Origin of the sequence: Flintibacter hominis, assembly GCF_014287965.1 — a bacterium.
GTDB lineage: Bacteria > Bacillota > Clostridia > Oscillospirales > Oscillospiraceae > Lawsonibacter > Lawsonibacter aceti.
Genome location: NZ_JACOPO010000007.1, coordinates 72,439 through 96,784, shown reverse-complemented (window position 1 = coordinate 96,784; position 24,346 = coordinate 72,439). Strand labels below are relative to the sequence as shown.

Here is a 24,346-nt window from a genome sequence, read left to right as displayed (position 1 = left end):
TGGGGCAAAAGGCATAAAACAGGGCCGCCGTTCTAAAAAACGGCGGCCCTGTTTTTCTGTATGCCAGCGATCAATAGGCCACGCCCCAGAGGATGGAGTGCTTGGCGGGCTTGCCGCAGCAGACGCATACGTCGCCCACCTTCTCCTGCTTCAGGGGCATACACCGGGAGCTGACCCCGGCCTGTTCCTTCATCTTCAGCTCGCAGTCCAGCTCGCCGCACCACATGGTTTTGGCGAAGCCGCCCTCAGACTCCATAAAGGCCTTGACCTCCTCCAGGGTGTGGCACACCTTGGTGTGGTCCTCCAGGTTCTTCTGGGCCCGGGCAAATAGTCCGTCGTGGACCGAGTCCAGCAGCTCCTTCACCTGGTCCTCCAACTGAGCCAAGGGGACAAAGACCTTCTCCCCAGAGTCCCGGCGGCAGACGCAGCATTGGTCCTTCTCCATATCCTTGGGACCGATTTCCACCCGCAGGGGCACGCCCTTCATCTCGTACTGGGCGGCCTTCCAGCCCATGGACTGGTCACTGTCGTCCAGGCCTGCCCGGATGCCGGCGGCCTTCAGCCGGTCCAGCAGGGCGTTGGCCGCCTCCAGCACGCCCTCCTTATGCTGGGCTACGGGGATGACCATCGCCTGGATGGGGGCGACGCGGGGGGGCAGGACCAAACCGTTGTTGTCGCCATGGGTCATGATGATGCCGCCGATCATCCGGGTGGACACGCCCCAACTGGTCTGGTGGGGGTAGTGGAGCTGGTTGTCCTTGCCGGTGAAGGTGATGTCAAAGGCACGGGCGAAGCCGTCGCCGAAGTAATGGCTGGTGCCCGCCTGAAGGGCCTTTCGGTCGTGCATCATGCACTCCACAGTGTAGGTCTCCTCGGCGCCGTTGAATTTCTCCTTGTCCGTCTTACGGCCCCGGACCACAGGCATGGCCAGCACATTCTCCATAAAGTCGGCGTATACGTTGAGCATCCGCATGGTCTCTTCCCGGGCTTCTTCCGGGGTGGCGTGCATGGTGTGGCCCTCCTGCCACAGGAACTCCCGGTGGCGCAGGAAGGGGCGGCTGGTCTTCTCCCAGCGTAGGACGGAGCACCACTGGTTATACAGCTTGGGCAGGTCCCGGTGGGAGTGGATGACATTTTTGTAGTGCTCACAGAACAGTGTTTCGGAGGTGGGACGGATGCAGTAGCGCTCCTCCAGCTTCTCGCTTCCCCCCATGGTCACCCAGGCGCACTCAGGAGCGAAGCCCTCCACATGGTCCTTCTCCTTCTGGAGCAGGGATTCGGGGATGAGCATGGGAAGATATACGTTTTCGTGCCCGGTCTCCTTGAAGCGCCGGTCCATCTCTCGCTGGATGTTCTCCCAGATGGCGTAGCCGTAGGGGCGGTAGATGAACATGCCCTTGATGGATGAGTAGTCGATCAGCTCCGCCTTTTTACACACGTCAGTGTACCACTGGGCGAAGTCTACCTCCATGTCGGTGATCTGTTCCACCTGCTTTTTGTTGGGGTTCTGAGCCATGTCGTTTCAGTCCTTTTATATCGTGATATGAGATTGGAAGACTTATCTTGTTCATTGTATGGATTCCAAGCGGAAAAGTCAAGGTTTCCCGGAAAGTTCCCGGAAAAATCTGTGTCTGTGCCGTTGCGTACCTCTCCTCTCAGTGATATACTTACTGCATATGACAAGACAGGGGAGGGAGGGCTATGGACGCCCAGGAGAGAAGACAGGCCATTGCCCGACGGCTGGAGCGGGCCCGGAGCCCGGTCAGCGCCACTGCTCTGGCCAGAGAGTTTTCGGTCAGCCGTCAGATCATTGTAGGGGATGTGGCCATCTTGCGGGCCGGGGGCCAGGGAATCACCGCCACCCCAAGAGGCTATATGGTACAGAACGCGCCTTCCGGCCTGGTGCGGCAGATCGCTGTGAAGCACGACGGACAGGCCATGGAGGCGGAATTGAACGCCATGGTAGACCAGGGCTGCACGGTGCTGGACGTCATCGTGGACCATCCGATCTACGGCCAGCTCACCGGACCGCTCCAGCTATCCGACCGGTATCAGGTGGGGCAGTTCATCGCCCGGTGCCGGAGTCAGGCCGCTGCCCCCCTTTCCCAGCTAACCGAGGGGATCCACCTTCATACCCTGGCCTGCCCGGACCAGGGGGCCTATGAGCGGGTACGAGAGGCGCTGGCTCGGCAGGGCATCCTGCTGGAGCGGTGAGCTCCATCCAAAAGATACCATTGGCAGAGCCTGGCTCTGCCGTAGTATACTGAGACTGTCGAAAAGTGGTATAGTCACTTTTTTGAGAAAAGCCGCGCGCAGGGTGGGCCCCGAATCATTCCCAGCCCAACCCCCGCAAAAAGTGTTATTTCCAATGCGTATGTGGCCGGAAATGACGGCCTCAAAATTTATTCCGCCGCCTGCGGGCACCGGAATTCCTTGCGGGAGGGCTCTTTCGACAAGCTGAGTATACTGCACCTAACCCAACACTCACCACACTCTACGACAGACAGAAAGGAACGCTATGAAACACAAGACTCTGAGATCCCTTGCCGCCGGCCTGCTGGCCGTGGCTATGACCCTGCCTCTGCCCGCCTCGGCAGCCGGGACGAAGCTCTCCGACGTGCCCGAGAACTCCTGGTACACCGCCGCGGTGGAGTACTGCTGGGAGAAGGGGATGATGGAGGCCACCGATGCGCTGGAGTTCCTGCCGGAGGCTCCTCTAACCCGTGCCATGGTGGCCGCCGCCCTCTATCAGATCTATGACCGGCCCCAGGTGTCCCTGGAGCGGGAGGAGTTCGAGAGCGGGACGGAGGAGGACGAGGACCTGGACCAACAGGACCAGGCACTGACCAGTCCCTTCTCCGATGTGGACCTGGACGACCCCGATGCCGACGCCATCCTCTGGGCCTGGCAGGAGGGGCTAGTCACCGGCTATGATGACGGACGGTTCGGTCCCGACGACAAGGTGACCCGGGAGCAGCTGGCTGTGATCCTTTGGCATACCTTGGGGGAGCCGCTGTCCCAGGTGGCCGCCCCCTTCGCGGACCGGAAATCCATCGCCAGCTGGTCCATCGACGCGGTAGAGTGGGCCTGGTCCGTGGGTCTCATCTCCGGCAAGCCGGGCAACCTGTTTGACCCCACCGGCACCGCTACCCGGGCCCAGGGGGCGGTCATCCTGATGAATTACGACCTGTCCTTCATCCATGTACCGGAAACGGAGCCTGGCCCCATTCCAAGCAACGACTATGACAGCGGCAGATTTGTGGTCAAGAACGGCTTTTTGACCTATACGGGGGACGCCCCCAGCTACATTGGGGTGGATGTGTCCTCTCACCAGAAGCAGATCGATTGGACCCAGGTGGCCGGTGCCGGGGTGGACTTCGCCATGATCCGGGCGGGTTACCGGGGTTATACTGTGGGCAGCATCAACAAGGACGCCTATTTTGACTATAACATCCAAAATGCCCTGAGGAACGGCCTGGAAGTGGGCGTTTACTTCTTCTCCCAGGCTACCACGGAGGAGGAGGCACGGGAGGAGGCCCTCCAGCTTCTGGAGTGGATCGAGGGCTATGATATCACCTACCCCGTGGTCTTCGACTGGGAGGAGGTCAGTGATTCCGACTCCCGGACAAAGGACACCGACGGAGAAACGGTGACCAAATGCGCCAAAGTCTTCTGTGACATCATCGAGGAGGCCGGCTATATCCCCATGACCTACGGCAGCCCATCCAAGATCTATGCTGGCGGCCTGGACCTGGCCCAGCTCCAGGACTGGCCCTTCTGGCTGGCCCACTACACCACCGGCTGGGTGCCCACCAGCTTCCGCTACCACTACCATATGTGGCAGTATTCTAGCAGCGGCACGGTCCCCGGCATCCCGGTAAAGGTGGATCTGAACCTGTGCCTCACTGATTGGTCGGACTGGGGAAAGAACTGAAGCCTGGATCCCCAGCCGGAGGAATTTTCTTGACAAACTGAGTTCACGCGCTATAATGGGCTGTACAGGTGTCTTGACACCTGTACAGCTTTTTTATTTTGTGTGGGAAAGGCGCGTTACGAATGAGAGAGTTTCTAAAACGGAAAAACATCGAGATATCCGCCAAACGGTACGGTATCGACGCCCTGGGGGCCATGGCCCAGGGCCTGTTCTGCTCCCTGCTCATCGGCACCATTATCAAGACCCTGGGCCAGCAGTTGTCCCTCTCCTTTTTGGTGGATGTGGGACAGTTTGCCTTTGATATGTCCGGTCCCGCTATGGCGGTGGCCATCGGTTACGCCCTGAAAGCCGATCCGATGGTCCTCTTTTCCCTGACTGCTGTGGGCTGGTCCGCCAACAAACTGGGTGGCGCGGGCGGCCCCCTGGCTGTTCTGTTCATTGCCATCATCGCCGCTGAGATTGGCAAAATGGTATCCAAAGAAACCAAGGTGGATATCCTGGTCACCCCCGCCGTCACCGTATTCGTAGGCGCGGGCCTGTCCCTGCTCATCGCCCCGCCCATCGGCGCCGCGGCCAAAGCCTTTGGCCAACTCATCCAGGACGCTACTGTTCTCCAGCCCTTCTGGATGGGGATTGTCGTAGCCGTACTGGTGGGGATTGCCCTCACTCTGCCCATCTCTTCCGCCGCTATTTGCGCCGCCTTCACCCTCACCGGCCTGGCCGGAGGCGCGGCGGTGGCCGGCTGCTGTGCCCAGATGGTGGGCTTTGCCGTTATGTCCTTTAAAGAGAACCGCTGGGGCGGTTTGATCAGCCAGGGTATCGGTACCTCTATGCTCCAGATGCCCAACATCGTGAAGAATCCCCGAATCTGGATTCCCCCCACGCTGGCCTCCGCCATCACCGGCCCCATCGCCACCTGTGTATTTCACCTCCAGATGAACGACCCCGCTGGCGGCGTGGCCTCTGGCATGGGGACCTGCGGTTTCGTGGGACAGATCGGCGTATGGTCGGGCTGGGTCAACGATGTGGCTCTCGGAGTTAAGGCGGCCATCACCCCCTTTGACTGGCTGGGTATGGCTCTGATCTGCTTTATTCTCCCTGCCGTCCTGTCCTGGTTCTTCTGTGAGATGCTGCGGAAGATCGGCTGGATCCGCGAGGGAGACCTGGTATTGCCTCAGTGATGGCAAAAAAAGAGGGCAGGCCCCACCGGGGCCTGCCCTCTTTTTTTAAAATGTAGCTGGCAGCCAGCCCAGTTCCTTCAACTGGCCCAGCGTATCCACTGGGAGATTGGAGGCAGTGCCACGCTCCAGGCGGAAGCACCAATAGGCCCGTGAGCGGGCAGGATAGCTCTCCTGAATGTCAGAACAGAGGAATAGTACCGTGTCTCCATCCCTTAATCCATGGAACAGGTTCCCGGTTCTAGAGCGGTCTCCCAAAATGATGGGATCACCGTGCCGGTCAATCATAATATGAGAACCGTCACCAGCTTGGAGATACTGACCCCATATCAGGTTCCAACCTGTGGCCTGCAAAACGCCAACCGCGGCAATCCCCAGACAGGCCAGTACCAGCAGGGAAGCCAGCAAACCTTTCAGCGCCCTTTTCAATGTTCTTTCCTCCTCTACGCAGGAATACCCTCTACTTTATTAGACGAAAATAGAAGGGTTTTGTTTCACGCTAAAAAAATTTTTCCATTAAAATGCCGCGTGACTGTTGTGACTCCTTTAGTTGGGATAACTTCTTAGGTATCTGGAGCCCCGACAGATATGACATCAGAAGTATCTACAAGGTTTTTCCGTCTATGCGGGTTCTGCTATGCTTTGTGTCTCATCCAGCACTTATCTTATCCAGGATATACACGACCGGATGTGATGGGCCGTGCAGTCCTTGCGTCTGTCCGTATCCACATTGTCATGAATGGCGGTGTATCGGACGCCGAATATGGAGACCTTTCCCCAATGTTCAGTGGGTTTCAGCCCAGGCGGTTAAACGAATCTGGAGTATCCATCATCCACACAGAACTTCGGATTGGGTAAGTAGCGTTCAGCGGCGTACTGCTTCAGTATTTTCTTTTGGAATACAGGTTTTCAGCTTGCCCTTCGGAGCTTTGTGGGCCTAGGTGGAAACGCAGACGCTACCTGGATGACTCTGTTGTGGGACATTTGTGCCTCAGTGAGTTGGATTCCTGCGTTGACGTTTTGCGTTCAAGATGATCCGGTTTGCAAATGGATCCTCCTTCTGAACATTGTAATAACCTTAATACAGAAAGAGGACTTTCGGCAACATTGCCGAAAGTCCTCTTTTTCCTCAGACGGAGATGGAGAGCGCCATCTTTCCGTGACTCGTCGAAAAAATCTGCCCGCAGGCGGCATAGGGGTCAGAATATCAAGTGTTGAGCGCGCAATTTTGAATGATATAATCGCGCACCTTCTGGGCGGCAGGAGAGATGGGATGGATCTTAGGATAGGTAAGGTAAATGGTACGCACGAACTCCTTCTCCTGATCAGAAATAGGAACGATATAGACCTTATCCGTATCCATGGCCGGTACCTGCGGCAATACGGACACGCCAAATCCCAACCCGACATACTGCAACGCGGCATTGCACTCCCGCACTTCAAACACAATATTAGGAATGATCCCATGCTGAGAAAAGACCTGATCCATATTGGACCGCAGGTTGCTGCTGTGTTCCAGCATAATCTGCGGCTCGTGAGCAAAATCATCAAAGGAAACAAAACTGTGGCCGGAAAGAGGATGGTTGGCGGGGACTGCCAGATAAAGTGGCTGACGGATAACCCCTACCGACTCCGCCCACTCGGCCTGATGAAGGCTGAATCCCAGATCCAGTGCGCCAGAACGGATCTGGTTCAGGATATCATAGGAAGCGCTTTCTGTAAAATGAAAGCGAATCTGGCGGTTTTCCTCCTGCTGATAAAATCCATCCACCAGAGCGGGGATCATGGAGGCGGAAACGCTGTGAAAATATCCTAATCGGACAATCTGGGGGGCGTTGTTGGCCATCTGCCGCAGCACATTAGAACCGTCCTGCAGAAGAGTAAGAGCTTGCTCCACATAGGGAAGAAACTGCTGTCCATAGACTGTCTGAGTAACCTTCCGGTTTTCCTTCTGGAACAGCTTGACCCCCAATTCCTTCTCCAACTCATTGATGGCGTAACTCAAGCTGGGCTGAGAAATACACAACTGCTCAGCAGTGCGTGTATAGTGCAGGTTGTGTGACAAAACCTGAAAATATTGCAGCTGGAGCAGCGTCATAGTAACCCACCTTTCTATAAAAAGAATGTATTAATACATAAAGAATATTGGATAGATGGGAAATTGTCAAGCTTGGATCAGGCAAAGAGTAGTTAAAGATCACTGGTGTTGGGACTGCTCCTGACAGGCAGAGGTGAAATAATTATAGATTTTCCTCTATAAATCCAATTCAAAACAAGTATTAGACATAAGGTTGTGCTAAATGTTAAATTTAGGTTAGATAAAAGAGCTATTTACAGCAAAATTATCAAAGGAGTGTTGAATACTATGGCAAAAGAGATCACTACAGAACAGATTGAAATGTTGGAAGAAATGGTTGCCAGAGCCCGTAAGGCTGCGGCAATCATTGAGACTTACGATCAGGACAGAGTAGATCACCTGTGCCAGGCGGTTGCGGCGGCTCTTTATGATCTGAAGGTCTGGGCGCAGCTCAGCGATGAGGCCGTGGATGAGACCAACTTGGGCGATAAGGTGACGAAGCGCAACAAACGCAACAAGCTGAAGCTGATCCTGCGCGACTGTATGCGGAGCAGAAGCGTCGGCGCTATTGAAGAAATCCCGGAGAAGGGGCTGGTCAAATATGCCAAGCCAGTGGGGGTAATTGCCTCTCTGGTACCTACTACCAATCCTTGTCTGACACCTGCCGGCCAGGTAATCTACGCTATCAAGGCACGAGACGTTATCATCTGCAGCCCTCATCCACGGGCCAAAGTGGTGACCAACAAGTGCATTGACATCATTCGTGAAGTCCTGCTCCGTGAGGGCGCCCCCGCCGACATCATCCAGGGTATTCAGCAGCCCTCTATCGCTCTGACTCAGGAACTGATGAAACGCTGCGATCTGGTTATCGCCACCGGTGGCCGGCCCATGGTCAAGTCCGCTTACTCCTCCGGCACGCCCGCCTATGGATCCGGTGCGGGCAATGCTACTGTGATTATCGATAATACTGCTGATACTCCTGAGCGCCAGCGTGAGGCAGCGCAGAACACCCGCATTTCCAAGACCTCTGATTTCGGTTCCGGTTGTTCCTGTGACGGAAACCTGGTCATCCACGAATCTATCTATGACAAAATGGTAGACGCGCTCAAGGCCGAGGGCGGCTATCTAGCTAACGAAGAAGAGGCGGAGAAGCTCAAGAGTGTCATGTGGGACGAGATGGGGCACCGACTTCCCGGCACTGTGGCCATCAGCCCTCAGAAGCTGGCTGAGGCTGCCGGGTTTGAGATTCCCGAGGACCGGAAATTTATTATGGTCACGGGTGGTGGTATTGATCAGATTGGCAAAGAATACTTCTTCTCCTCTGAGAAGCTGACCACTCTGCTGGCTTTGTTCAAGTATGAGGGAGAGTTTGAAAATGCCCTGGACATGATGCGGGCCATCTTCGAAGTAGGCGGCAAGGGCCACTCCTGCGGTATTTACTCTTGGGATGACGGCCACATTGACCGTCTGGGTAAGGCGGCCCCTGTCTCCCGCATCATGGTGCGCCAGCCCAATAACAAAGGTAATGCCGGATCCGCCACCAACGGTATGCCTCCCACGTCCTCCATGGGCTGCGGGACCTGGGGCGGCAACATCGTTTCCGAGAACATTGCCCTGAAACACTATATGAATACCACTTGGGTGGCCCGTCCTATCCCCGAGGATATGCCCTCCCTTCAGGAGCTGTTCGGTAAATTTTATAAAGATGGCATGGATGAGGAGTGATCCGACTATTTTCCTGTGGTCATCTAACTGTTGAAAGGAGCTTTGTGATGCAACATAGTATTCAGGAGCTGACTGAACTGGCGAAGGAGGCTCGTCGGACCACAATGGAAATGATTGCTAGCCTGGGAAAAGGTCATGTTGGCGGCGCATTGGATATTGTGGACGTACTTACTGTACTCTATTACGAGGAAATGAATATCGATCCGAAAAATCCCCAAATGCCTGGGAGAGACCGCTTTGTGCTTTCTAAAGGACATGGAGGTCCCGGAGTTTATTCCATTCTGGCCATGAAGGGTTATTTTGATCGGAAGGAAATATATACCCTGAATAAGCCAGGTACTATGCTACCCAGTCATTGTGACCGGCTTTTGACTCCTGGAATTGATATGACCACCGGCTCTCTGGGGCAAGGCCTATCTGCCGCCGTAGGCATGGCGCTGGCTGACCGAATCGATGGGAACGGCGCCAGAGTGTATTGTATCATTGGTGACGGCGAAAGTCAGGAAGGCCAGATCTGGGAGGCTGGTATGTATGCAGCACAGGCCAAACTAGGCTCATTGACCTGCTTTCTAGACCTGAACGGCCAACAGATTGACGCCCCGGTAGATGAGGTCAACTCCATGATTGATGCGGCAGCTAAGTGGCGCGCATTTGGCTGGAACGTTCAGGAAATCGACGGCCATAACCTCCAGGCCATCTATGACGCTATTGAGCAGGCAAAAACCTGTATGGACAAGCCCAATATGATTGTGCTCCACACCATAAAAGGAAAAGGCTGGAAAAAAATAGAGGGGACGACCAAGTCCCATAGTATGCCGGTGACTGCGGAAGATCTAAAAGATGCTCTGCAGGACCTGCAGTAAACGGTGATCAGGAGGTGAAATCATGGAAAGCAAAGTTGAAATGAGAAAAATTTTTTGCGATACCCTGATCGACTTGGCAAAAGCGGATGAACGCATCTGTATCGTCAACTCAGATTCCCGACAGATCTCCGGTACACGGGACTTTGAACAGGCCTATCCTGACCGTGCGTTTAATGTAGGAATTGCGGAAGCCAACATGGTGGGCGTGGCGGCCGGGCTGGCTGTCAGTGGAAAACGTCCATTTGTCCATGCGTTTGGTCCCTTTATGACGCGCAGGGTTTTGGATCAATTGACGATTTCTCTGGCGTATAGTAAACTGAATGCGGTTTTGGTAGGCCTGTCTCCCGGAATTGTCGCTGAAATTAATGGCGGGACCCATCAGAGCTACGACGATATTGCCGCTGTACGAGGAATCGCAAATACTACCATTGTGGAGCCCTTTGATGGTATGCAGCTTCGTCAGATGATTCCAGCCCTATTGGATCTGGACGGCCCGGTGTATCTTCGCTATGACCGGGCTGTGGCTCCTTGTTTTTACGGTGATGACTACCGCTATCAGCTTGGTAGGGCTGATATACTGCGTAAGGGCAGTGATGTCACTCTGATTTCTTCCGGTATTATGCTGACTCAGTGCCTGGAAGCGGCCCAAATTCTGAAGGAGAATGGGATTGAGGCACGGGTTCTAAATATGCATACCATTAAGCCGATAGATCAGGAGGCAATCATTCAGGCTGCCCGCGAAACTAGAGGGATCATTACAGTGGAAAACCACAATATTATCGGTGGCCTGGGAAGCGCGGTAGCTGAGGTACTGGCGGAAAACTATCCGGCCCCTATGCGCCGCATTGGCATTCGGGACCGGTTTGGTGAGGTGGGCAATCGTGCTTACCTTCGCCAGTGCCTTGGAATTGACACTGGAGACATCGTAAAAGCGGCAATGGAATGGAAGTAATCAAAAGATATGCGATAGAAAGGAGCGCAAAAATGAAAAAAACTATAAGCGCAATGTTAGCAGCTGTCCTTCTACTGTCACTGACAGCCTGCGGAGGTAACAACAATAACAGCGATAACAATTCATCCTCTGCTATCAATGCGGATGGAAGCCGTGAAACCTATGTGACGTTCAAGGTTGGTACCAGCCACAATGCGGAATCTTTTTTCTATGCTGGCTTGGCTGAGTTTGAACGGCTGGTTGAGGAGAATACCAAGGGGGCGGTTCAGGTCGAGGTCTTTGCTGATGAGGCTCTGGGCACCGAGGGTGAGATGGCTGAGGGTGTGGCCATGGGCACAGTAGACGCTTGTCTGGTAGGCTCCAGCTCAGTAGCAAAACTGGATTCTAATTTTAATGTGTTTAGCTTGCCTTATCTTTTTATTGACAGTGACCATGTAGACGCTGTCTTTGCAGGTGAACCAGGGCAGCTTTTCCGAGACAATATCTGGAACAGCAATCATGTTATGATCCTAGATTACTGGGATTCCGGCTTCCGTCATTACTCAACTAACAAGGGAGAAATCAATGGTCCCGAGGATATGGCTGGACAGCTGATTCGTATTCCTGATAACCCCATTCAGGCTGCCACAGCTGCCGCTCTGGGTGCGTCTACGGCTATAAAGAAGTCTATCTGGCTTGTTCCAACAATACTGTAGACGGTCAGGAAGGCCCTATTTTTGCTTTCTGTGATGATAACTTTTACGAAGTGCAGAAGTATATGGTTCTGGATGGCCACATTTACACAGTTATGGGCCTGCTGATGAATGGAAATGTCTGGGAAAAGTTGACCGATGAGGACCAAGAAATTGTAATGCAGGCTGCAAAGGACGCAGGCCTGGTGGAAAAGAATGGAATTCGCCAGAGCGAGGCTGAACAGATTGAGTTTTTAAAGGAAAAGGGAATGACAATTAATGAGAACCCCGATAAAGAGGCTTGGCGTGTGGCAACTGCCAGTGTATATGATCAGTTCGCTGATACCTATGGCGCAGATCTGATTGACCAAATCAAGAACTTCCAGTATTAATGTGTGCTCCTTTCTTCCAGATTGCGGAGCTTCTGGTTCAGGCCAGAAGCTCCGCGGTTCCCAATGTTAGAATTGAAAATCAATAAGATCGAAAGGAGATATTTTATGCATTCGTTCAACCGAAAACTACAAAAAATCTCCCGCGGCATTTATAAGGTTTTTTTTGTCTTTGCTACAGTTAGTTTTGCCGTACTGCTTGTAATTCTCCTAATCAATGTATTTTCTAGAAACTTTCTCAACGGTGCGGTCGCGTCTATTGAAGAAGGAAGTAGATTTATTTTTACATGGATCATGTTTCTGGGAATTGCCATCGGTGTGTACCGGAAAAAGCATCTAGGTGTGGAATTTCTGGTGGAAAAATATCCGCCCAAGCTGAAACGGGCTTTTTCCATAATCAGTGAGATTTTGACTATTCTGCTGTTTCTGGTATTGACCATTTATGGTTTTAAGTACTCTGCCAGTACCATGAGAATGTATTCTCCAATTATGTCTATCCCTTATGGATTGGTTTATCTCTGTATTCCTCTGTGTGGCGCATTCAGCTTATTTTATAGTATTGCCGGGATCATAAACGACCTGTATGGTGACGAGGAGAAGGGGGAGGGCAGCAAATAATGGTTTCTACCCTGTTGATTTTGATGATTGTTCTCTTCCTGATACTAGTCATCTTTACTGGTACTCCCATTGCGGTAGCTTTGGGGCTGTCCGCAATCGCTGAACTGGTTATGCAGGGAGAGGTCCCGCTGATGATTGCGCCCCAGCGTATCTTTAACGGCGTAAATAGTGTGACACTGATGGGCATTCCCTTCTTTATGCTGGTGGGCTCTATTATGGAGCGCAGTGGAATTACCCAAAAACTGATTGATTTTGCCAACTCGCTGGTTGGCTGGCTGCGCGGTGGTCTGTGCTATGTAGGTGTTCTGACCGGCATCCTGATGGGCGGTATTTCCGGGTCCGCTCCCGCCGATACCGCGGCTTTGAGTTCTATTATGGTGCCGAGTATGGAGCGCAGCGGCTATCCAAGAGAATACTCCGCGGCCCTGATGGCCAGTTCTGGTACGCTAGGAATCATTATTCCCCCCAGTATGCCCATGATTGTATTGGCCAGTATTACTGGTATTTCAGTTGGGAAACTATTTCTAGGTGGTATTATCCCCGGTATCATGATTGGTGTTTCTTTTATGCTGGTCTGCGGGATCACCTGCTATGTACGCGGCTATGATAAAAACCACTGCAACCATTTCTCTGTTACCCAGGTTCTGAAGACGTTGCGGCATGCCCTGCTTCCGATTTTCGCTCCGGTCATTATCGTAGGTGGCATCCTGACTGGCATTGTAACCGCTACTGAATCTGCCATCACAGCAGTGGCTTATACCTTGATTGTTGCGATGGTGGTCTATCGGACTATCAGGATAAAGGACCTCCCAGAGATGTTTGTGGAATCAATAATTGGTGCCTCAAATGTCATGTTTATCATTGGCACATCCAGCCTCTTTGCTTGGATTTTGCAGAGCAATAACTTCCAGCAAGTTATTTTAAATCTGTTCGGTGATTCGGTCAGCAATAAAATCTGGGTCATGTTTATTGTCAACTTGGTGTTCTTTATCGGGGGGTTCTTTCTGGAGGGCACCGCCATGCAGATTATGTTTATCCCTGTTCTACTGCCCATTGTTCAGGCCGCCGGAATTGATACAGTTGCCTTTGGTGTTACCGTAATCTGCAATATAGCCGTAGGCAACCTGACTCCTCCCGTCGGCGTTTGTCTGTATGTAGCGGCCAATTCCTCTAACGCCAAGGTAGAGGGGATTATCCGCGAAATTATCCCGTTTGTCCTAATTACGCTGGTCGATGTTGCCATTTTGGTTGTGTTCCCGCAGCTGATTACATTTATTCCTAATATGATGAACGGATAAAAACAACGATACAGGATAAGGAAGGGTTTCTATGCCATTGAATCTGGTGGAAGAAATCAAAATTTGTGAAGTTGGACCTCGCGACGGCCTGCAAAATGAAAAGAGGATCTTGACCACAGAGGAAAAGTTAGTGCTGATCGAAGGTGTTGTACAAGCAGGTTTCTCCGTAATTGAAGTGGGATCCTTTATGAGCCCTAAAGCGGTCCCTCAGATGGCCAATACCGATGAGGTATTTCAAAATTTGAAGCGCAAAGAAGGTGTGGAGTACCGCGCGTTGGTCGCTAATTTAAAAGGTGTGGAGCGGGCCGCCGCCTGCGGTTGCAAAAAGGTCAAGCTGAATGTCTCCGCCAGTAAAGCGCACAATCTGGCCAACCTAAATCGGACTCCGGCGGAGACAGTGGAGGGTTTCTACGGCTGTATGGACGCGGCAAGGTCTGTGGGAATTGAGGTCTCCGGCTCGATCTCTATGGCCTTCGGTTCCCCTTGGGACCGGGAGATCCCTCTGTCCGACGTAAAGGAAATTGTGGACGCCTATCTGGCCGTGGGCGTGACGGAGATCTCCCTGTCCGACGCCTCTGGTCAGGCTTACCCCACACAGGTATATCAAATCTGTACCGATATGGCAAAGAGCTATCCCCAGGTGGCCTGGTGGCTCCACTTCCACAATACCCGGGGACTGGGGATCGCCAACATCATGGCTGGAATGCAGGCGGGCTTCACCCGGTACGATTCCGCTTTTGCAGGCGTGGGCGGCTGCCCCTTTGTGCCGGGTGCAGCAGGCAACGTGGCTACGGAAGACGTGGTCCACATGTGCGATGAAATAGGGATTAAAACCGGCGTGGATTTGGATCAGGCTATGAAGGTCAGCCGCCAGCTCGTCCAACTGCTGAACCATGGAACCGACAGCTATCTGCTGCGGGCCGGAAAGTCCAGTGATCTGATTTCTGAACTGCCCACTGGACAGCTTAGAAATCAGACATTAAAATAAAACAAAAGTGTTCCGGCTGAGACAGAATGCTTTTGGGTTATTCAAGCGAAAGGGAACGATATGAGAAAGCGATTTTATCGGAAAAGCCCCTCTCCTGCCGCGCAAGCCATTGCAGGCTGTACAGTGAGTGTAGCAGGCATTTGCGCCGGGTTGTTCTATTTTATCCCTATCCATGAGGGTATAGGTACCTTGTGGACTATGTTCTGCGCGGTAATTGTGGGTATCTATTATGCGCGCTATACTCGGATTTGGAAAAGCACTTCGAAGAAAAAAGAGTGATATACAGATTGACACCAACCCCTAAGTGTTCTTATCTGCTCTATATGACAGACAAAATATTTAAAAGAGGGTTGAATTTCTACTAGAAGAATGAAATCAGTAGTTTGAATTCCCACATTAATAATCAGATATTTAAAAAGGGTCATCTGCCTTGATATCAAGGCAGATGGCCCTTTTTAAATACACTCTGATGGAGGAATATCCTGTTGCCCTTACCAGGGGTATCCCTCAAGTTCCACGGCTTTATATCAGCTTTTTTCCTGGAAACTGGCTCCGCATCCCCGGCAGGTGACTGTGATCTTCCCCTTGCCTCGGGGGACCCGGAGCTGCTGTCCACAGTTGGGACATTTGAAATACCGATGCTCCTTATCACGGGCGATGGTCCTGCGCAGGCGAAGCCACTGGATGGTTGGACCGGCCAGCTTCAAAAACCGCGCGTTTTCCTCCCGCCTCCGGGGCAGGTTCCGGGAGAGAAGGCGGAACAGGGAGAATACTATCAGCACACAGCAAACCCAATAGAGAATCTCGAACCTGGTGAGCAGGAACAAAAGGTATAGGACAAGATATGTGCCAATCAAAAAGACGTTCAGCTGGTCGTTACCATACCGGCCATACATAAACCGTTGGATCGCGTTGCGGATCATAAATGTGTGCCCCCTTAGGAAACAGGAGGCAGGCGTGTCCGCCTGCCAATGTACGATATTATGATAGTCTTTCTCCATGTAATCGTCAAGGCACCATTCGTAAACAAAATGTAAATTCCGTAGCCCTTTGCCACCCTCCGGCGCCTTTTTGCGCCTGACGACCCAGTATCAGGCCGAAGACTCTTGCGTCCGGGCGGAAAATAGGATATACTGTCACCATCCAAACAGAGGACAGGGGGACCTCGTATGAAGCGCATCGATAAGGAAAATTATTATCTGGACATTGCCGAGACCGTGCTGGAGCGGTCCACCTGCCTGCGCCGGTGTTACGGCGCTATCATCGTGAAAAATGACGAGATTGTGTCCACGGGCTACAATGGGGCTCCCCGTGGGAGGAAGAACTGTATGGACTTGGGCTACTGTACCCGGGAGGCCATGAATATCCCATCTGGTCAGCGGTATGAGCTGTGCCGCTCCGTCCATGCGGAGATGAACGCCATCATCTCCGCTGCCCGGCGGGACACCCTGGGTTCCACCCTCTACCTGGCGGGGCGGGAGGCGTCTACCGGCGAGCTGCTCCATGACGCCACTTCCTGCTCCATGTGCCGCCGGACCATCATCAACGCGGGTATCGACCGGGTGGTTATCCGCAACACAGATAAGGATTACTCCGTGGTCCATGTGGAGGACTGGATTCGGGAGGATGATTCTCTCCCGGAAAAGCAGGGCTGATCCCCTTTGCCCCATTGTTTGTAGGGAAATGCCGCCTATGGAACATGAAGGCGGCATTTTTATGGACAAAATTTGTATTTTGTCTTGACATTTACACGGCAGCGTGTATAATAATTAGGTCTGCCGATGTCGTCAGACAACATCCTTGCCCCTGGCATAAGACTTCAGGGGCCATATGTCCATAAGGAGGTGCAAAACATGGCAAAAATCAACGCGAACTACGAGGCGGTCTATATCCTGCAGCCCGACCTGAGCGAGGAGCAGATCTCCGCCCTGGTGGCAAAGTTCAAGGCCGTGGTCGAGGCCAATGGTACCGTGTCCGAGATCGACGAGTGGGGCAAGCGCCGTCTGGCCTATCCCATCAACGATCTGATGGAGGGCTACTACGTCCTGATGACCTTTACTGCCGCCGCCGCTATCCCCGCTGAACTGGACCGTATTTTCCGGATCACCGATGGTGTGATGCGCTCCATGATTGTCTGCAAAGACCAGTAAGGGGGAGCGGATATGCTCAACAAAATCTTCATCATGGGTCGTCTGACCCGTGACCCCGAGCTTCGGCGCACCCAGACTGGCACGCCCGTGGCCTCCTTCTCCCTGGCCGTAGACCGGGATTTCAAGGACAAGTCCACCGGCGAGCGGACCACTGACTTTATCGACGTGGTGGCCTGGCGTCAGACTGGCGAGTTCGTCAGCCGCTACTTCACCAAGGGCCGTATGGCCGTGGTGGAAGGCCGTTTGCAGATCCGTGACTGGACGGATAAGGACGGCAATAAGCGCCGCTCCGCCGAGGTGGTGGCCGACCAGGTCTACTTCGGCGACTCCAAGCGGGATGGGGACGGAGGGGGCTTCTCCTCCGGGTATAGCCAGGGCGGCTCTGCCGCCGGCGGCTGGTCCGCTCCCGCTTCTAACTCCGGCTATGGCGCTCCGCCCGCGGACGGGGACCAGTTTGCCGATCTCTCTGATGATGACGGCCGGTTGCCGTTCTAACTTTGACCATGTATGGTCGTAAAAAGGAGGTCAATCCCATGGCTATGGAACGTGATAACAGAGCTCCCCGCGGCCGCAAGCGCCGTAAGGTCTGCGCTTTCTGCGTGGACAAGGTGGAGTGCATCGATTACAAGGACGCCGCCAAGCTGCGCCGGTTCACTTCCGAGCGGGCCAAGATCCTGCCCCGCCGCACCACCGGCACCTGCGCTATGCATCAGCGTCAGCTGACCGAGGCCATCAAGCGGGCCCGTCAGATCGCTCTGCTGCCCTATGTGACCGATTGATCGTGTCTATTAAAAAGCCGCCCATGGTTCATCCATGGGCGGCTTTTTGTTGTAGCTGTATGATACACGCGGCCCGGTCAAATTCCCGCCTTTATCCTGAGAAGAAAAATAGCAAAGGCAGATACAAGAGCCAGGATTATCACGATTTTTAGGAGCTGTTGGGAGCGTTTCACATACTCAGGCGGAATATCATCCGACCGGCTGGAGCGGAGCTTATACCAGCAATACAGCGCAGGTACACCAAGAAGGATGAGCAGTATCAACAGATACCAAGAGATGGAGGAAAGAATATGCTCTAATGCGCTCGCTCCAAGCAGGGGAGCCGCAGAGTGAAAGGAAATCAGAAGTAAATAGAGGCTCAGACCCCAGTTTCCAAGACATAGAAGCTTATAATACAACTTTTTCATGCCAATTCCCCCTGAATAAAGGCTATACTCCACTAAGCCTGCGTGATGCTCTCTGCTGTGAAGGGGAGAGATAGGAACGACCGCTGTGCGGAAGCGCGATTGCCTGACGGTCATTCTATAGGGAAATGGGGGCAAGGACATCATAAATTTTCTCCGGATCAATGGCCTGGTAGGTTCCGGAGGAGGTCTGGACCTGGAGGGTCACCTTGTCCTCCGTGCAATACAGGTCCAGGAAAAAATGCTCCCTCTCTCCCGTCATGGCCACAAAACAGTAGGACGCCTCTTCTGGAGGGGTATAGGGGCCAGAAAACAGCCTGCGGCGGAATTTGGTTTCAGACAAGGCCCGGTACAGAAGGGCCGTTTCCTCCGCACCGGCCTGACAGCTTATCCCCCGTCAGATACATTCCATTGGGGGAAATACAGGATGTCCACGCTGAAAATGCCCGTCCTGACCGTCTGCAATCCCGACAGGGCGAAAGAATACAAATCCCAATGCTCCGATGAAAAGGGCGCAACCAGCCAGCAGAAGAAGGATCCCCATTCTGGGCCTTTTTGCGATTTCTTTCATTGATGACCGACTTCCTATTCCAATCGAACTGGCATTTCTTACAAACACCAATTTCCCTATCTGTCCATCCAGCCTGTCCCAAATGCCATCCCCAATTCCAGTACCCACAGGGATGAGAGAAAAAACAGGCAGGTCAGTCCGTATCCAAAGAGCGTCCCGGTCACCAGCCTGCGCCCATTGCCGCTCTCATAAGGGGTCAGCGCCTGAAGTCCGCCGTCCAGCACCAGTGGGACAAGCAAGAGCAGGGCGGGCTTCCAGCCAGGGTGCCAGAGGGCAAAGGTGAGTCCACTAGCCAGGATGCCTGCAAGCTCACCGGTACACCGGGCACAGATTGGGAACTGTCTTCCGTGGAAGTGAAAGGAGCGGTCTGCCCGTTGGTGGCAGCCAAACAGAATTGGCAGCCACTTGTCAAACCAGTCCAGCATTTCAACTGCCCAGGACGATCCCGATCCCAAGCATGAATATCAGCACATAGTACAGCGCGCCAAGGCCCACAGCGACCAGTGCTCCAATACCGGCGGCCTTGGCTGTCCGGGGCTTCTGGTCCTTCCAGACCAGCCACAGCACCAGGCCGACAATGGGGATACAGCAGCCCAGAATCCCCCATCCAAGGCCGCCATTGTCTACCACCGGGGGAAGGGAGGACTGAGAGGCACCGCACTGGGGGCAGGTGATGGTTCCATCCGCTATGGGAGCGCCGCAATGTCTGCAATATGCCATTTGGATTCCTCCTTTTTCAAACTGCATAATACGGATATTTCAAAGTCATTGTAGACGATTCTTCCTGAAAAGGCAAGAAAAAGCGCTCATTTTCTCAACTATGACACCCGGATCCGGAATGCTGCCCGGCTTCCAACCCCATCTCGTCCATGGCGTGAGCCATGTGGATGGCCATGGCGTGCTCCGCTCCTACTCCGTCCCTTCGGGCAAAAAACTCCAGCAGCAGGGCGTGGTCCCGCAGAGTGGCCTGGGCCAGGTTCTCCTGGCCTTCTCCGGCGGATCCGATGGCCGTTTCCACTGCCTGGCTGATGATGGGCAGCAGGCGCATCATAAAAGCGTTGTGGGTGGCACGGACGATGGCCCCGTGGAATTCCAGGTCGGCCTGGGTCCGATCCTCGCCCGCCTGAATGCGGGCAGCCACCCGCTCTCCCTGGGTCAAAATTTCAGCCAGCTCCTGCTCCGTGGCCCGGACGCAGGCCAGACGGGCGGCCTGGGGCTCAAAGATAGCCCGCAGCTCGAACAGGTCCCGCAGTCGGCCCCTGATTTCTTCCAGGCGGCCAAAGCCAAAATCCTCAATCTCAGCCACCTGCCGGGACACAAAGGTACCGCGGCCCCGCTGGACCTCCAACACCCCTTGGACGGTGAGCGCCCGGATGGCTTCCCGCAGGGTGGCCCGGCTGACCCCCAGCTCATGGGACAGGTCTACCTCGTTGGGCAGCTTGTCTCCTGGGGACAGCCGCCCCTCGGCCACGATCTGGTTATAGAGCCGTTCTGCAGTCTGCTGGGATAAATTTGAGCCCATTGTGTCCGCCTCCTCTTGACATCCTTTCCCCCATGATATACTATATGGTCAGACAATTCAATAGTTATCAGACAACTGATGGCTTGATTTTTAAGGAGGCTTACTGTATGCGCTCTGATGTTGTAAAAAAAGGCGTGCCTGCCGCCCCGAACCGCTCTCTGCTCTATGCCCTGGGCTATACTAAGGAGGAGCTGGAGCGGCCCCTGATCGGCGTAGTCTGCTCCTACAATGAGATTGTCCCCGGCCACATGAACCTGGATAAGATCGCCGAGGCTGTGAAGGCCGGAATCCGGGCCGCCGGGGGAACTCCAGTGGAGTTCCCAGCCATTGCCGTGTGTGACGGCATCGCCATGGGCCATGTGGGCATGAAATACTCCCTGGTCACCCGGGACCTCATCGCTGACTCTACCGAGGCCATGGCTATGGCCCACCAGTTTGACGGCTTGGTGATGATCCCCAACTGCGACAAGAACGTGCCCGGCCTGCTTATGGCCGCCGCCCGGGTAAATATCCCCACCATCTTCGTGTCCGGCGGCCCCATGCTGGCCGGAACTCTAAATGACGGACGCCGCACCTGCCTGTCCCATATGTTCGAGGCGGTGGGCGCCTACTACGCCGGCAAGCTGGACGAGGCCGGGGTGGAGGAGTATGAGAACAACGCCTGTCCCACCTGTGGCTCCTGCTCTGGCATGTATACCGCCAACTCCATGAACTGTCTGACCGAGGCCATCGGTATGGGACTGCGGGGCAACGGTACCATTCCAGCTGTTTGGTCCGCCCGTCTGCGGCTGGCCAAGCACGCCGGAATGCAGATCATGGACCTGGTAGCCAAGGACATTCGCCCACGGGATATTATGACCGAGGCGGCTTTCCACAATGCCGAGACCATCGACATGGCCTTGGGCTGCTCCACCAACACCATGCTCCACCTGCCCGCTATCGCACACGAGTGCGGTATTGAGCTGTCCTTTGACATGGCCAACGAGATCAGTTCCAAGACCCCCAACCTGTGCCATCTGGCTCCCGCCGGGGACACCTATATGGAGGATCTGGAGCGGGCAGGGGGCGTCTACGCCGTGATGGCGGAGCTGGCCGGAGCCGGTCTGTTGGACACCAGCCTGATGACCTGCACCGGCAAGACAGTGGCGGAAAATCTGGCGGGTGTGGTCAACCGGAATACCGAAATCATCCGGCCTGTTGACAATCCCTACTCCAAGACCGGCGGCATCGCCGTCTTGAAGGGCAACCTGGCCCCCGACGGCTGTGTGGTGAAGCAGTCCGCCGTGGCCCCTGAGATGATGGTTCATGAAGGCCCCGCTCGGGTGTTTGACTGTGAGGACGATGCCATCCAGGCCATCTATGATGGCAAGATCGCGGCCGGGGACGTGGTGGTCATCCGCTATGAGGGACCCAAGGGCGGACCTGGTATGCGTGAGATGCTCAACCCCACGTCCGCCATCGCCGGAATGGGACTGGACAAGGACGTGGCTCTCATCACCGACGGCCGCTTCTCCGGCGCCACCCGGGGCGCCTCCATCGGCCATGTGTCCCCGGAGGCGGCCAGCGGTGGTCCCATCGGACTGGTGGAGGAGGGAGATCGAATTGCCATCGATATCCCCAACCACTCCATCACTCTGAAGGTGCCTGACCAGGAGCTGGCTGCCCGGAAGGCCAAGTGGTCCTGCCCCGAACCCAAGATCAGGACCGGCTATCTAGCCCGGTACGCCAAGCTGGTGTCGTCCGCTGACAGGGGCGCTATTTTGGAATAAACAGTGCGTCTGATAGAAACAAAGAGGGGGCTCCCACCTATATGGGAGCCCCAGTGTTTTGTTAAAAAGTCGCCTTGCATATCATTTTGGGAAATCACGTGAAACCGTCCCACTGCGGACGCTTTTCGGCGCTTCATGAAAGGGATCGTCACAAGATGGATTACCCAGAACAGGCTCAGACAATGGAACCTGAAGGACTTCAACAAAGACAACACAGAGATTGAAACAGACCCGGTGGTGAGCAGCTGCTGCTCGCCTAAACAGGGCAAAAATAAGCTCTCCGGCTTGGCCGGAGAGCTTAAATAAAATAGGGAAGATTAGGTTAGGGACAGGGCCTCTTTCACCTTGGCGATAATGTGAGCGCCGATGTCACGGGAGGCGTCCACTGTCTGGGCACCCAGGTGGGGGGTGACGATAAAGTTATCACACTCAAACAGGGGGGAGTCAAAGCCGGCACCCTCAGTCAAACCGCCAGCAGCCAGCTCGTTCTCCATGACATCCGAGCCGTATCCACCCAGCTTACCGGACTTCAGCGCCTCATACATATCCTTCTCGTTGACGATGCCGCCGCGAGCCATATTCAGAACCACAGCGCCGTCCTTCATCTCGGCGATGGACTTAGCATTGAACAGATTTTTGGTTTCGTCGGTGAGAGGCATATGAATCGTCACATAATCAGACACCTTCAACACCTCATCGATGGTCATGCTGGTGGCCTTCTGCTCCTCAAACACATGGGCGGGCAGATAGGGATCATAAGCGACCACGTTCATCAGGAAGGCACGGCCCAGTTCACCCACGCGCTGACCAATGCGGCCGAAGCCCAGCACGCCCAGAGTCTTGCCACGCAGCTCAGAGCCTACGAACTTATACTTGTCCCAGTTCTTGTTTACCTTCACGTCATAGCAGGCAGGGATGGTATGACGCGCGATATCCAGCATTTTGGCAATGGTCAGCTCGGCAACGGCGTTTCCGTTCAAGCCGGGGGCGTTGATGACCTGGATGCCCTTCTCCTTCGCCGTGTCCATATCAATGTGGTTCAGACCCACGGAGCAGACTCCGATGACCTTTAGATTCTTGGCAGCGTCCAAAATCTCCTTGTTAATGGCGGGGTCCACCCGCATGATGAGTACGTCATAGTCAGGGATCAGAGCGACCAGCTCCTCCTGGGTGGGGAGCATCTTCGTATCGACCTGCATGTACTTGCCGAGCTCCTCGGCAATAGAGCTATGGACTGCGTCAATGATGAGGCACTTCATAAATGATCAATCCTTCCTTAAAAATATGTTTGGACATACCTTTTGTTGATTTCCTTTTTCACTATCCCTATTATGCCACAAAATCTTTGCCAAGAATATCACTTTTTTGGTTATGGTTGCCACAACTGTTTGACTGTGATAAAATAGTTGCATACCACAAAAAAAGTGAAGGAACTCCGTCAAAGTCAAGGAGGCTAAGTATGAATTTTCTGCATCTAAAATATTTTTTGATGGTAGCTGAAGAACTAAACATTACTCGGGCCGCAGAGCGGCTGTATATCTCCCAACAGTCCTTGTCCAATCACATCAGCAATATGGAGCGGGAACTGGATGTCAAGCTCTTTACCCGCTCCCCCAAACTGTCTCTGACTTATGCCGGCGGTCTGCTGGTGGAAACGGCTACCCAGATCCTAGACCTGTACAGCCAATATCAGACCAAAGTAGGAGATATCAACCGCCACTACTTAGGAATGCTGAGGGTCGGGATCTCCCATACCTGCGGTCTGGCGCTTATGCCGGATATCCTGCCAAAATTTCGACAGGAGTTCCCTTTGGTGGAATTTTCTCTTTTTGAGGGAAACTCTACCCAGTTGGAGGACGAGCTGTCCCACGGCCGAGTGGACCTGATTATCTGCTTTCAGCCCATCATGATGGATGGTGTGCGAACCGAACCTCTGACGGAGCAAAGATTAGTCATGGTGGTGCCCAGAGCCTTCACCGACGAGTTATTTGGCGAGCGAGCGGAGGAGGTCCGGGCCCAGTTTGCACAGGGAGCGGATATCGGAGCGTTCCAGCAGGTGCCTTTTATCCTCATTAAGCGGGGAAACCGGACACGGAATATTATTGATCAGTATTTCAGCCGGTATTACTTCAAGCCAAAGCTGATTTTGGAAACAGAAAATACGGTTACCACCTTAGCGATGGCGCAATCTGGCATCGGGATTACCATTTGTCCGGAGCTGTTTCTACGGGCCATTCCATCCCCCACGGCATCGGCGGGTGGGGTAGACCTGTTTCCCCTCACGGACCCCTCCACCTTCAGCAAGCTGGTAGCTGGATTTCGTCAGGACCGATATTTGTCCCACTTTGGCGAGCGGTTTATAGAGATTACAAAGGAAGTGCTGCAGTAAAAACCGCGGCCCCGAAACACCGGGGCCGCGGTTTGCCTTTTCTGTTGCAGGCGGATCTGGGCTGGGTCT

Annotated in this window: 28 protein-coding genes; 18 read left to right on the top strand and 10 right to left on the bottom strand. The window is 54.0% G+C overall.

Going from position 1 to position 24,346, the window contains the following annotated elements; all coding sequences use genetic code 11:
* Positions 1-70: 70 nt before the first annotated feature.
* Positions 71-1,516, bottom strand: a complete 1,446-nt coding sequence (gene proS, locus H8S11_RS10990; protein WP_186853168.1) for a proline--tRNA ligase — start codon at positions 1,514-1,516, stop codon at positions 71-73.
* Between the two features lie 185 nt (positions 1,517-1,701).
* On the opposite strand from proS, the gene H8S11_RS10985 reads away from it, so the two are divergent.
* The 3 genes from H8S11_RS10985 to H8S11_RS10975 all read left to right on the top strand — a co-directional run bounded on the left by H8S11_RS10985 (position 1,702) and on the right by H8S11_RS10975 (position 5,115).
* Entirely contained in the window at positions 1,702-2,214 is a 513-nt protein-coding gene (locus H8S11_RS10985; protein ID WP_147571118.1) for a transcription repressor NadR, read from the top strand.
* Between the two features lie 304 nt (positions 2,215-2,518).
* Positions 2,519-3,934 (top strand): GH25 family lysozyme, encoded by a 1,416-nt coding sequence (locus H8S11_RS10980; protein ID WP_147571117.1) that lies wholly within the window; start codon positions 2,519-2,521, stop codon positions 3,932-3,934.
* 122 nt (positions 3,935-4,056) lie between these two features.
* Complete coding sequence (locus tag H8S11_RS10975; protein ID WP_186853167.1) at positions 4,057-5,115, top strand: PTS sugar transporter subunit IIC; 1,059 nt, start codon at positions 4,057-4,059, stop codon at positions 5,113-5,115.
* Positions 5,116-5,160: 45 nt separating this feature from the next.
* Here the strand turns inward: H8S11_RS10975 and H8S11_RS10970 are convergent, their stop codons facing one another.
* Positions 5,161-5,541, bottom strand: coding sequence for a hypothetical protein (locus tag H8S11_RS10970; protein WP_147571115.1), 381 nt, complete (start codon positions 5,539-5,541; stop codon positions 5,161-5,163).
* A 778-nt stretch (positions 5,542-6,319) separates the two neighbouring features.
* Complete coding sequence (locus tag H8S11_RS10965; RefSeq protein WP_147571114.1) at positions 6,320-7,210, bottom strand: LysR family transcriptional regulator; 891 nt, start codon at positions 7,208-7,210, stop codon at positions 6,320-6,322.
* A gap of 267 nt (positions 7,211-7,477) precedes the next feature.
* On the opposite strand from H8S11_RS10965, the gene H8S11_RS10960 reads away from it, so the two are divergent.
* The 8 genes from H8S11_RS10960 to H8S11_RS10925 all read left to right on the top strand — a co-directional run bounded on the left by H8S11_RS10960 (position 7,478) and on the right by H8S11_RS10925 (position 14,693).
* Complete coding sequence (locus tag H8S11_RS10960; RefSeq protein ID WP_186853166.1) at positions 7,478-8,914, top strand: aldehyde dehydrogenase family protein; 1,437 nt, start codon at positions 7,478-7,480, stop codon at positions 8,912-8,914.
* Positions 8,915-8,961: 47 nt separating this feature from the next.
* Positions 8,962-9,777, top strand: coding sequence for a transketolase (locus tag H8S11_RS10955; RefSeq protein WP_186853165.1), 816 nt, complete (start codon positions 8,962-8,964; stop codon positions 9,775-9,777).
* A 22-nt stretch (positions 9,778-9,799) separates the two neighbouring features.
* Positions 9,800-10,729 (top strand): transketolase family protein, encoded by a 930-nt coding sequence (locus H8S11_RS10950; RefSeq protein ID WP_186853164.1) that lies wholly within the window; start codon positions 9,800-9,802, stop codon positions 10,727-10,729.
* A complete protein-coding gene (locus H8S11_RS14095; protein WP_186853163.1) occupies positions 10,720-11,424 on the top strand; it encodes a TRAP transporter substrate-binding protein in 705 nt (234 codons plus the stop codon). Before H8S11_RS10950 ends, H8S11_RS14095 begins: the two co-directional genes overlap by 10 nt.
* Positions 11,400-11,792 carry a TRAP transporter substrate-binding protein DctP gene (gene dctP / locus H8S11_RS14090; protein ID WP_186853174.1) on the top strand — a complete coding sequence of 131 codons (393 nt, stop codon included), beginning with the start codon at positions 11,400-11,402 and terminating at the stop codon, positions 11,790-11,792. Before H8S11_RS14095 ends, dctP begins: the two co-directional genes overlap by 25 nt.
* A 105-nt stretch (positions 11,793-11,897) precedes the next feature.
* Complete coding sequence (locus tag H8S11_RS10935; RefSeq protein WP_186853162.1) at positions 11,898-12,407, top strand: TRAP transporter small permease; 510 nt, start codon at positions 11,898-11,900, stop codon at positions 12,405-12,407.
* Positions 12,407-13,705, top strand: a complete 1,299-nt coding sequence (locus tag H8S11_RS10930; RefSeq protein WP_186853161.1) for a TRAP transporter large permease — start codon at positions 12,407-12,409, stop codon at positions 13,703-13,705. Before H8S11_RS10935 ends, H8S11_RS10930 begins: the two co-directional genes overlap by 1 nt.
* A 31-nt stretch (positions 13,706-13,736) precedes the next feature.
* A complete protein-coding gene (locus tag H8S11_RS10925; RefSeq protein WP_186853160.1) occupies positions 13,737-14,693 on the top strand; it encodes a hydroxymethylglutaryl-CoA lyase in 957 nt (318 codons plus the stop codon).
* Positions 14,694-15,220: 527 nt separating this feature from the next.
* On the opposite strand, the gene H8S11_RS10920 is transcribed toward H8S11_RS10925, so the two are convergent.
* Positions 15,221-15,616: a hypothetical protein gene (locus tag H8S11_RS10920; RefSeq protein ID WP_147571110.1), complete on the bottom strand. Its 396-nt coding sequence runs from the start codon at positions 15,614-15,616 to the stop codon at positions 15,221-15,223.
* Positions 15,617-15,862: 246 nt separating this feature from the next.
* On the opposite strand from H8S11_RS10920, the gene H8S11_RS10915 reads away from it, so the two are divergent.
* The 4 genes from H8S11_RS10915 (at position 15,863) to rpsR (ending at position 17,622) form a co-directional block, all read left to right on the top strand.
* Positions 15,863-16,348 carry a deoxycytidylate deaminase gene (locus tag H8S11_RS10915; protein ID WP_147571109.1) on the top strand — a complete coding sequence of 162 codons (486 nt, stop codon included), beginning with the start codon at positions 15,863-15,865 and terminating at the stop codon, positions 16,346-16,348.
* Between the two features lie 198 nt (positions 16,349-16,546).
* Positions 16,547-16,843 (top strand): 30S ribosomal protein S6, encoded by a 297-nt coding sequence (rpsF, locus tag H8S11_RS10910; protein ID WP_186853159.1) that lies wholly within the window; start codon positions 16,547-16,549, stop codon positions 16,841-16,843.
* 12 nt (positions 16,844-16,855) lie between these two features.
* A complete protein-coding gene (locus tag H8S11_RS10905) occupies positions 16,856-17,338 on the top strand; it encodes a single-stranded DNA-binding protein (RefSeq protein ID WP_147571107.1) in 483 nt (160 codons plus the stop codon).
* A gap of 44 nt (positions 17,339-17,382) precedes the next feature.
* A complete protein-coding gene (gene rpsR, locus H8S11_RS10900) occupies positions 17,383-17,622 on the top strand; it encodes a 30S ribosomal protein S18 (protein ID WP_374740045.1) in 240 nt (79 codons plus the stop codon).
* A gap of 77 nt (positions 17,623-17,699) precedes the next feature.
* Here rpsR and H8S11_RS10895 read toward each other — a convergent pair whose 3' ends face one another.
* Both H8S11_RS10895 and H8S11_RS10890 read right to left on the bottom strand, forming a co-directional pair.
* Positions 17,700-18,029 (bottom strand): hypothetical protein, encoded by a 330-nt coding sequence (locus H8S11_RS10895; RefSeq protein WP_147571106.1) that lies wholly within the window; start codon positions 18,027-18,029, stop codon positions 17,700-17,702.
* Between the two features lie 115 nt (positions 18,030-18,144).
* On the bottom strand, positions 18,145-18,369 hold the full coding sequence (locus H8S11_RS10890) for a hypothetical protein (RefSeq protein WP_186853158.1): 225 nt from the start codon (positions 18,367-18,369) through the stop codon (positions 18,145-18,147).
* An 84-nt stretch (positions 18,370-18,453) separates the two neighbouring features.
* Between H8S11_RS10890 and H8S11_RS10885 the strand changes: the two genes are divergently transcribed.
* Positions 18,454-18,600 (top strand): hypothetical protein, encoded by a 147-nt coding sequence (locus tag H8S11_RS10885; protein WP_186853157.1) that lies wholly within the window; start codon positions 18,454-18,456, stop codon positions 18,598-18,600.
* A 53-nt stretch (positions 18,601-18,653) separates the two neighbouring features.
* On the opposite strand, the gene H8S11_RS10880 is transcribed toward H8S11_RS10885, so the two are convergent.
* The 3 genes from H8S11_RS10880 to H8S11_RS10870 form a co-directional block, all read right to left on the bottom strand.
* Positions 18,654-19,022, bottom strand: coding sequence for a DUF2085 domain-containing protein (locus H8S11_RS10880; RefSeq protein ID WP_147571104.1), 369 nt, complete (start codon positions 19,020-19,022; stop codon positions 18,654-18,656).
* A gap of 1 nt (position 19,023) precedes the next feature.
* Positions 19,024-19,317 (bottom strand): zinc-ribbon domain-containing protein, encoded by a 294-nt coding sequence (locus tag H8S11_RS10875; RefSeq protein WP_147571103.1) that lies wholly within the window; start codon positions 19,315-19,317, stop codon positions 19,024-19,026.
* 94 nt (positions 19,318-19,411) lie between these two features.
* Positions 19,412-20,119: a FadR/GntR family transcriptional regulator gene (locus H8S11_RS10870; protein ID WP_186853156.1), complete on the bottom strand. Its 708-nt coding sequence runs from the start codon at positions 20,117-20,119 to the stop codon at positions 19,412-19,414.
* 107 nt (positions 20,120-20,226) lie between these two features.
* Here H8S11_RS10870 and ilvD point away from each other — a divergent pair, with 107 nt between their 5' ends.
* Positions 20,227-21,888: a dihydroxy-acid dehydratase gene (gene ilvD / locus H8S11_RS10865; RefSeq protein WP_147571101.1), complete on the top strand. Its 1,662-nt coding sequence runs from the start codon at positions 20,227-20,229 to the stop codon at positions 21,886-21,888.
* A gap of 317 nt (positions 21,889-22,205) precedes the next feature.
* Here the strand turns inward: ilvD and H8S11_RS10860 are convergent, their stop codons facing one another.
* Positions 22,206-23,147: a D-2-hydroxyacid dehydrogenase gene (locus tag H8S11_RS10860; RefSeq protein ID WP_147571100.1), complete on the bottom strand. Its 942-nt coding sequence runs from the start codon at positions 23,145-23,147 to the stop codon at positions 22,206-22,208.
* Between the two features lie 200 nt (positions 23,148-23,347).
* On the opposite strand from H8S11_RS10860, the gene H8S11_RS10855 reads away from it, so the two are divergent.
* On the top strand, positions 23,348-24,277 hold the full coding sequence (locus tag H8S11_RS10855; protein WP_186853155.1) for a LysR family transcriptional regulator: 930 nt from the start codon (positions 23,348-23,350) through the stop codon (positions 24,275-24,277).
* Positions 24,278-24,346 lie beyond the last annotated feature (69 nt).

What these genes read in the sequence shown, in the direction of transcription:
- proS (WP_186853168.1), bottom strand. Translation starts at nt 1,516, where the DNA reads ATGGCTCAGAACCCCAACAAAAAGCAGGTGGAACAGATCACCGACATG.
- H8S11_RS10875 (WP_147571103.1), bottom strand. Translation starts at nt 19,317, where the DNA reads ATGGCATATTGCAGACATTGCGGCGCTCCCATAGCGGATGGAACCATC.
- H8S11_RS10920 (WP_147571110.1), bottom strand. Translation starts at nt 15,616, where the DNA reads ATGATCCGCAACGCGATCCAACGGTTTATGTATGGCCGGTATGGTAAC.
- H8S11_RS14095 (WP_186853163.1), top strand. Translation starts at nt 10,720, where the DNA reads ATGGAAGTAATCAAAAGATATGCGATAGAAAGGAGCGCAAAAATGAAA.
- H8S11_RS10860 (WP_147571100.1), bottom strand. Translation starts at nt 23,147, where the DNA reads ATGAAGTGCCTCATCATTGACGCAGTCCATAGCTCTATTGCCGAGGAG.
- H8S11_RS10885 (WP_186853157.1), top strand. Translation starts at nt 18,454, where the DNA reads ATGTCCACGCTGAAAATGCCCGTCCTGACCGTCTGCAATCCCGACAGG.
- H8S11_RS10950 (WP_186853164.1), top strand. Translation starts at nt 9,800, where the DNA reads ATGGAAAGCAAAGTTGAAATGAGAAAAATTTTTTGCGATACCCTGATC.
- rpsF (WP_186853159.1), top strand. Translation starts at nt 16,547, where the DNA reads ATGGCAAAAATCAACGCGAACTACGAGGCGGTCTATATCCTGCAGCCC.
- rpsR (WP_374740045.1), top strand. Translation starts at nt 17,383, where the DNA reads ATGGAACGTGATAACAGAGCTCCCCGCGGCCGCAAGCGCCGTAAGGTC.
- H8S11_RS10935 (WP_186853162.1), top strand. Translation starts at nt 11,898, where the DNA reads ATGCATTCGTTCAACCGAAAACTACAAAAAATCTCCCGCGGCATTTAT.
- H8S11_RS10975 (WP_186853167.1), top strand. Translation starts at nt 4,057, where the DNA reads ATGAGAGAGTTTCTAAAACGGAAAAACATCGAGATATCCGCCAAACGG.
- H8S11_RS10955 (WP_186853165.1), top strand. Translation starts at nt 8,962, where the DNA reads ATGCAACATAGTATTCAGGAGCTGACTGAACTGGCGAAGGAGGCTCGT.
- H8S11_RS10870 (WP_186853156.1), bottom strand. Translation starts at nt 20,119, where the DNA reads ATGGGCTCAAATTTATCCCAGCAGACTGCAGAACGGCTCTATAACCAG.
- H8S11_RS10960 (WP_186853166.1), top strand. Translation starts at nt 7,478, where the DNA reads ATGGCAAAAGAGATCACTACAGAACAGATTGAAATGTTGGAAGAAATG.
- H8S11_RS10985 (WP_147571118.1), top strand. Translation starts at nt 1,702, where the DNA reads ATGGACGCCCAGGAGAGAAGACAGGCCATTGCCCGACGGCTGGAGCGG.
- H8S11_RS10930 (WP_186853161.1), top strand. Translation starts at nt 12,407, where the DNA reads ATGGTTTCTACCCTGTTGATTTTGATGATTGTTCTCTTCCTGATACTA.
- H8S11_RS10965 (WP_147571114.1), bottom strand. Translation starts at nt 7,210, where the DNA reads ATGACGCTGCTCCAGCTGCAATATTTTCAGGTTTTGTCACACAACCTG.
- H8S11_RS10905 (WP_147571107.1), top strand. Translation starts at nt 16,856, where the DNA reads ATGCTCAACAAAATCTTCATCATGGGTCGTCTGACCCGTGACCCCGAG.
- H8S11_RS10880 (WP_147571104.1), bottom strand. Translation starts at nt 19,022, where the DNA reads ATGCTGGACTGGTTTGACAAGTGGCTGCCAATTCTGTTTGGCTGCCAC.
- H8S11_RS10980 (WP_147571117.1), top strand. Translation starts at nt 2,519, where the DNA reads ATGAAACACAAGACTCTGAGATCCCTTGCCGCCGGCCTGCTGGCCGTG.
- ilvD (WP_147571101.1), top strand. Translation starts at nt 20,227, where the DNA reads ATGCGCTCTGATGTTGTAAAAAAAGGCGTGCCTGCCGCCCCGAACCGC.
- H8S11_RS10895 (WP_147571106.1), bottom strand. Translation starts at nt 18,029, where the DNA reads ATGAAAAAGTTGTATTATAAGCTTCTATGTCTTGGAAACTGGGGTCTG.
- H8S11_RS10915 (WP_147571109.1), top strand. Translation starts at nt 15,863, where the DNA reads ATGAAGCGCATCGATAAGGAAAATTATTATCTGGACATTGCCGAGACC.
- H8S11_RS10925 (WP_186853160.1), top strand. Translation starts at nt 13,737, where the DNA reads ATGCCATTGAATCTGGTGGAAGAAATCAAAATTTGTGAAGTTGGACCT.
- H8S11_RS10855 (WP_186853155.1), top strand. Translation starts at nt 23,348, where the DNA reads ATGAATTTTCTGCATCTAAAATATTTTTTGATGGTAGCTGAAGAACTA.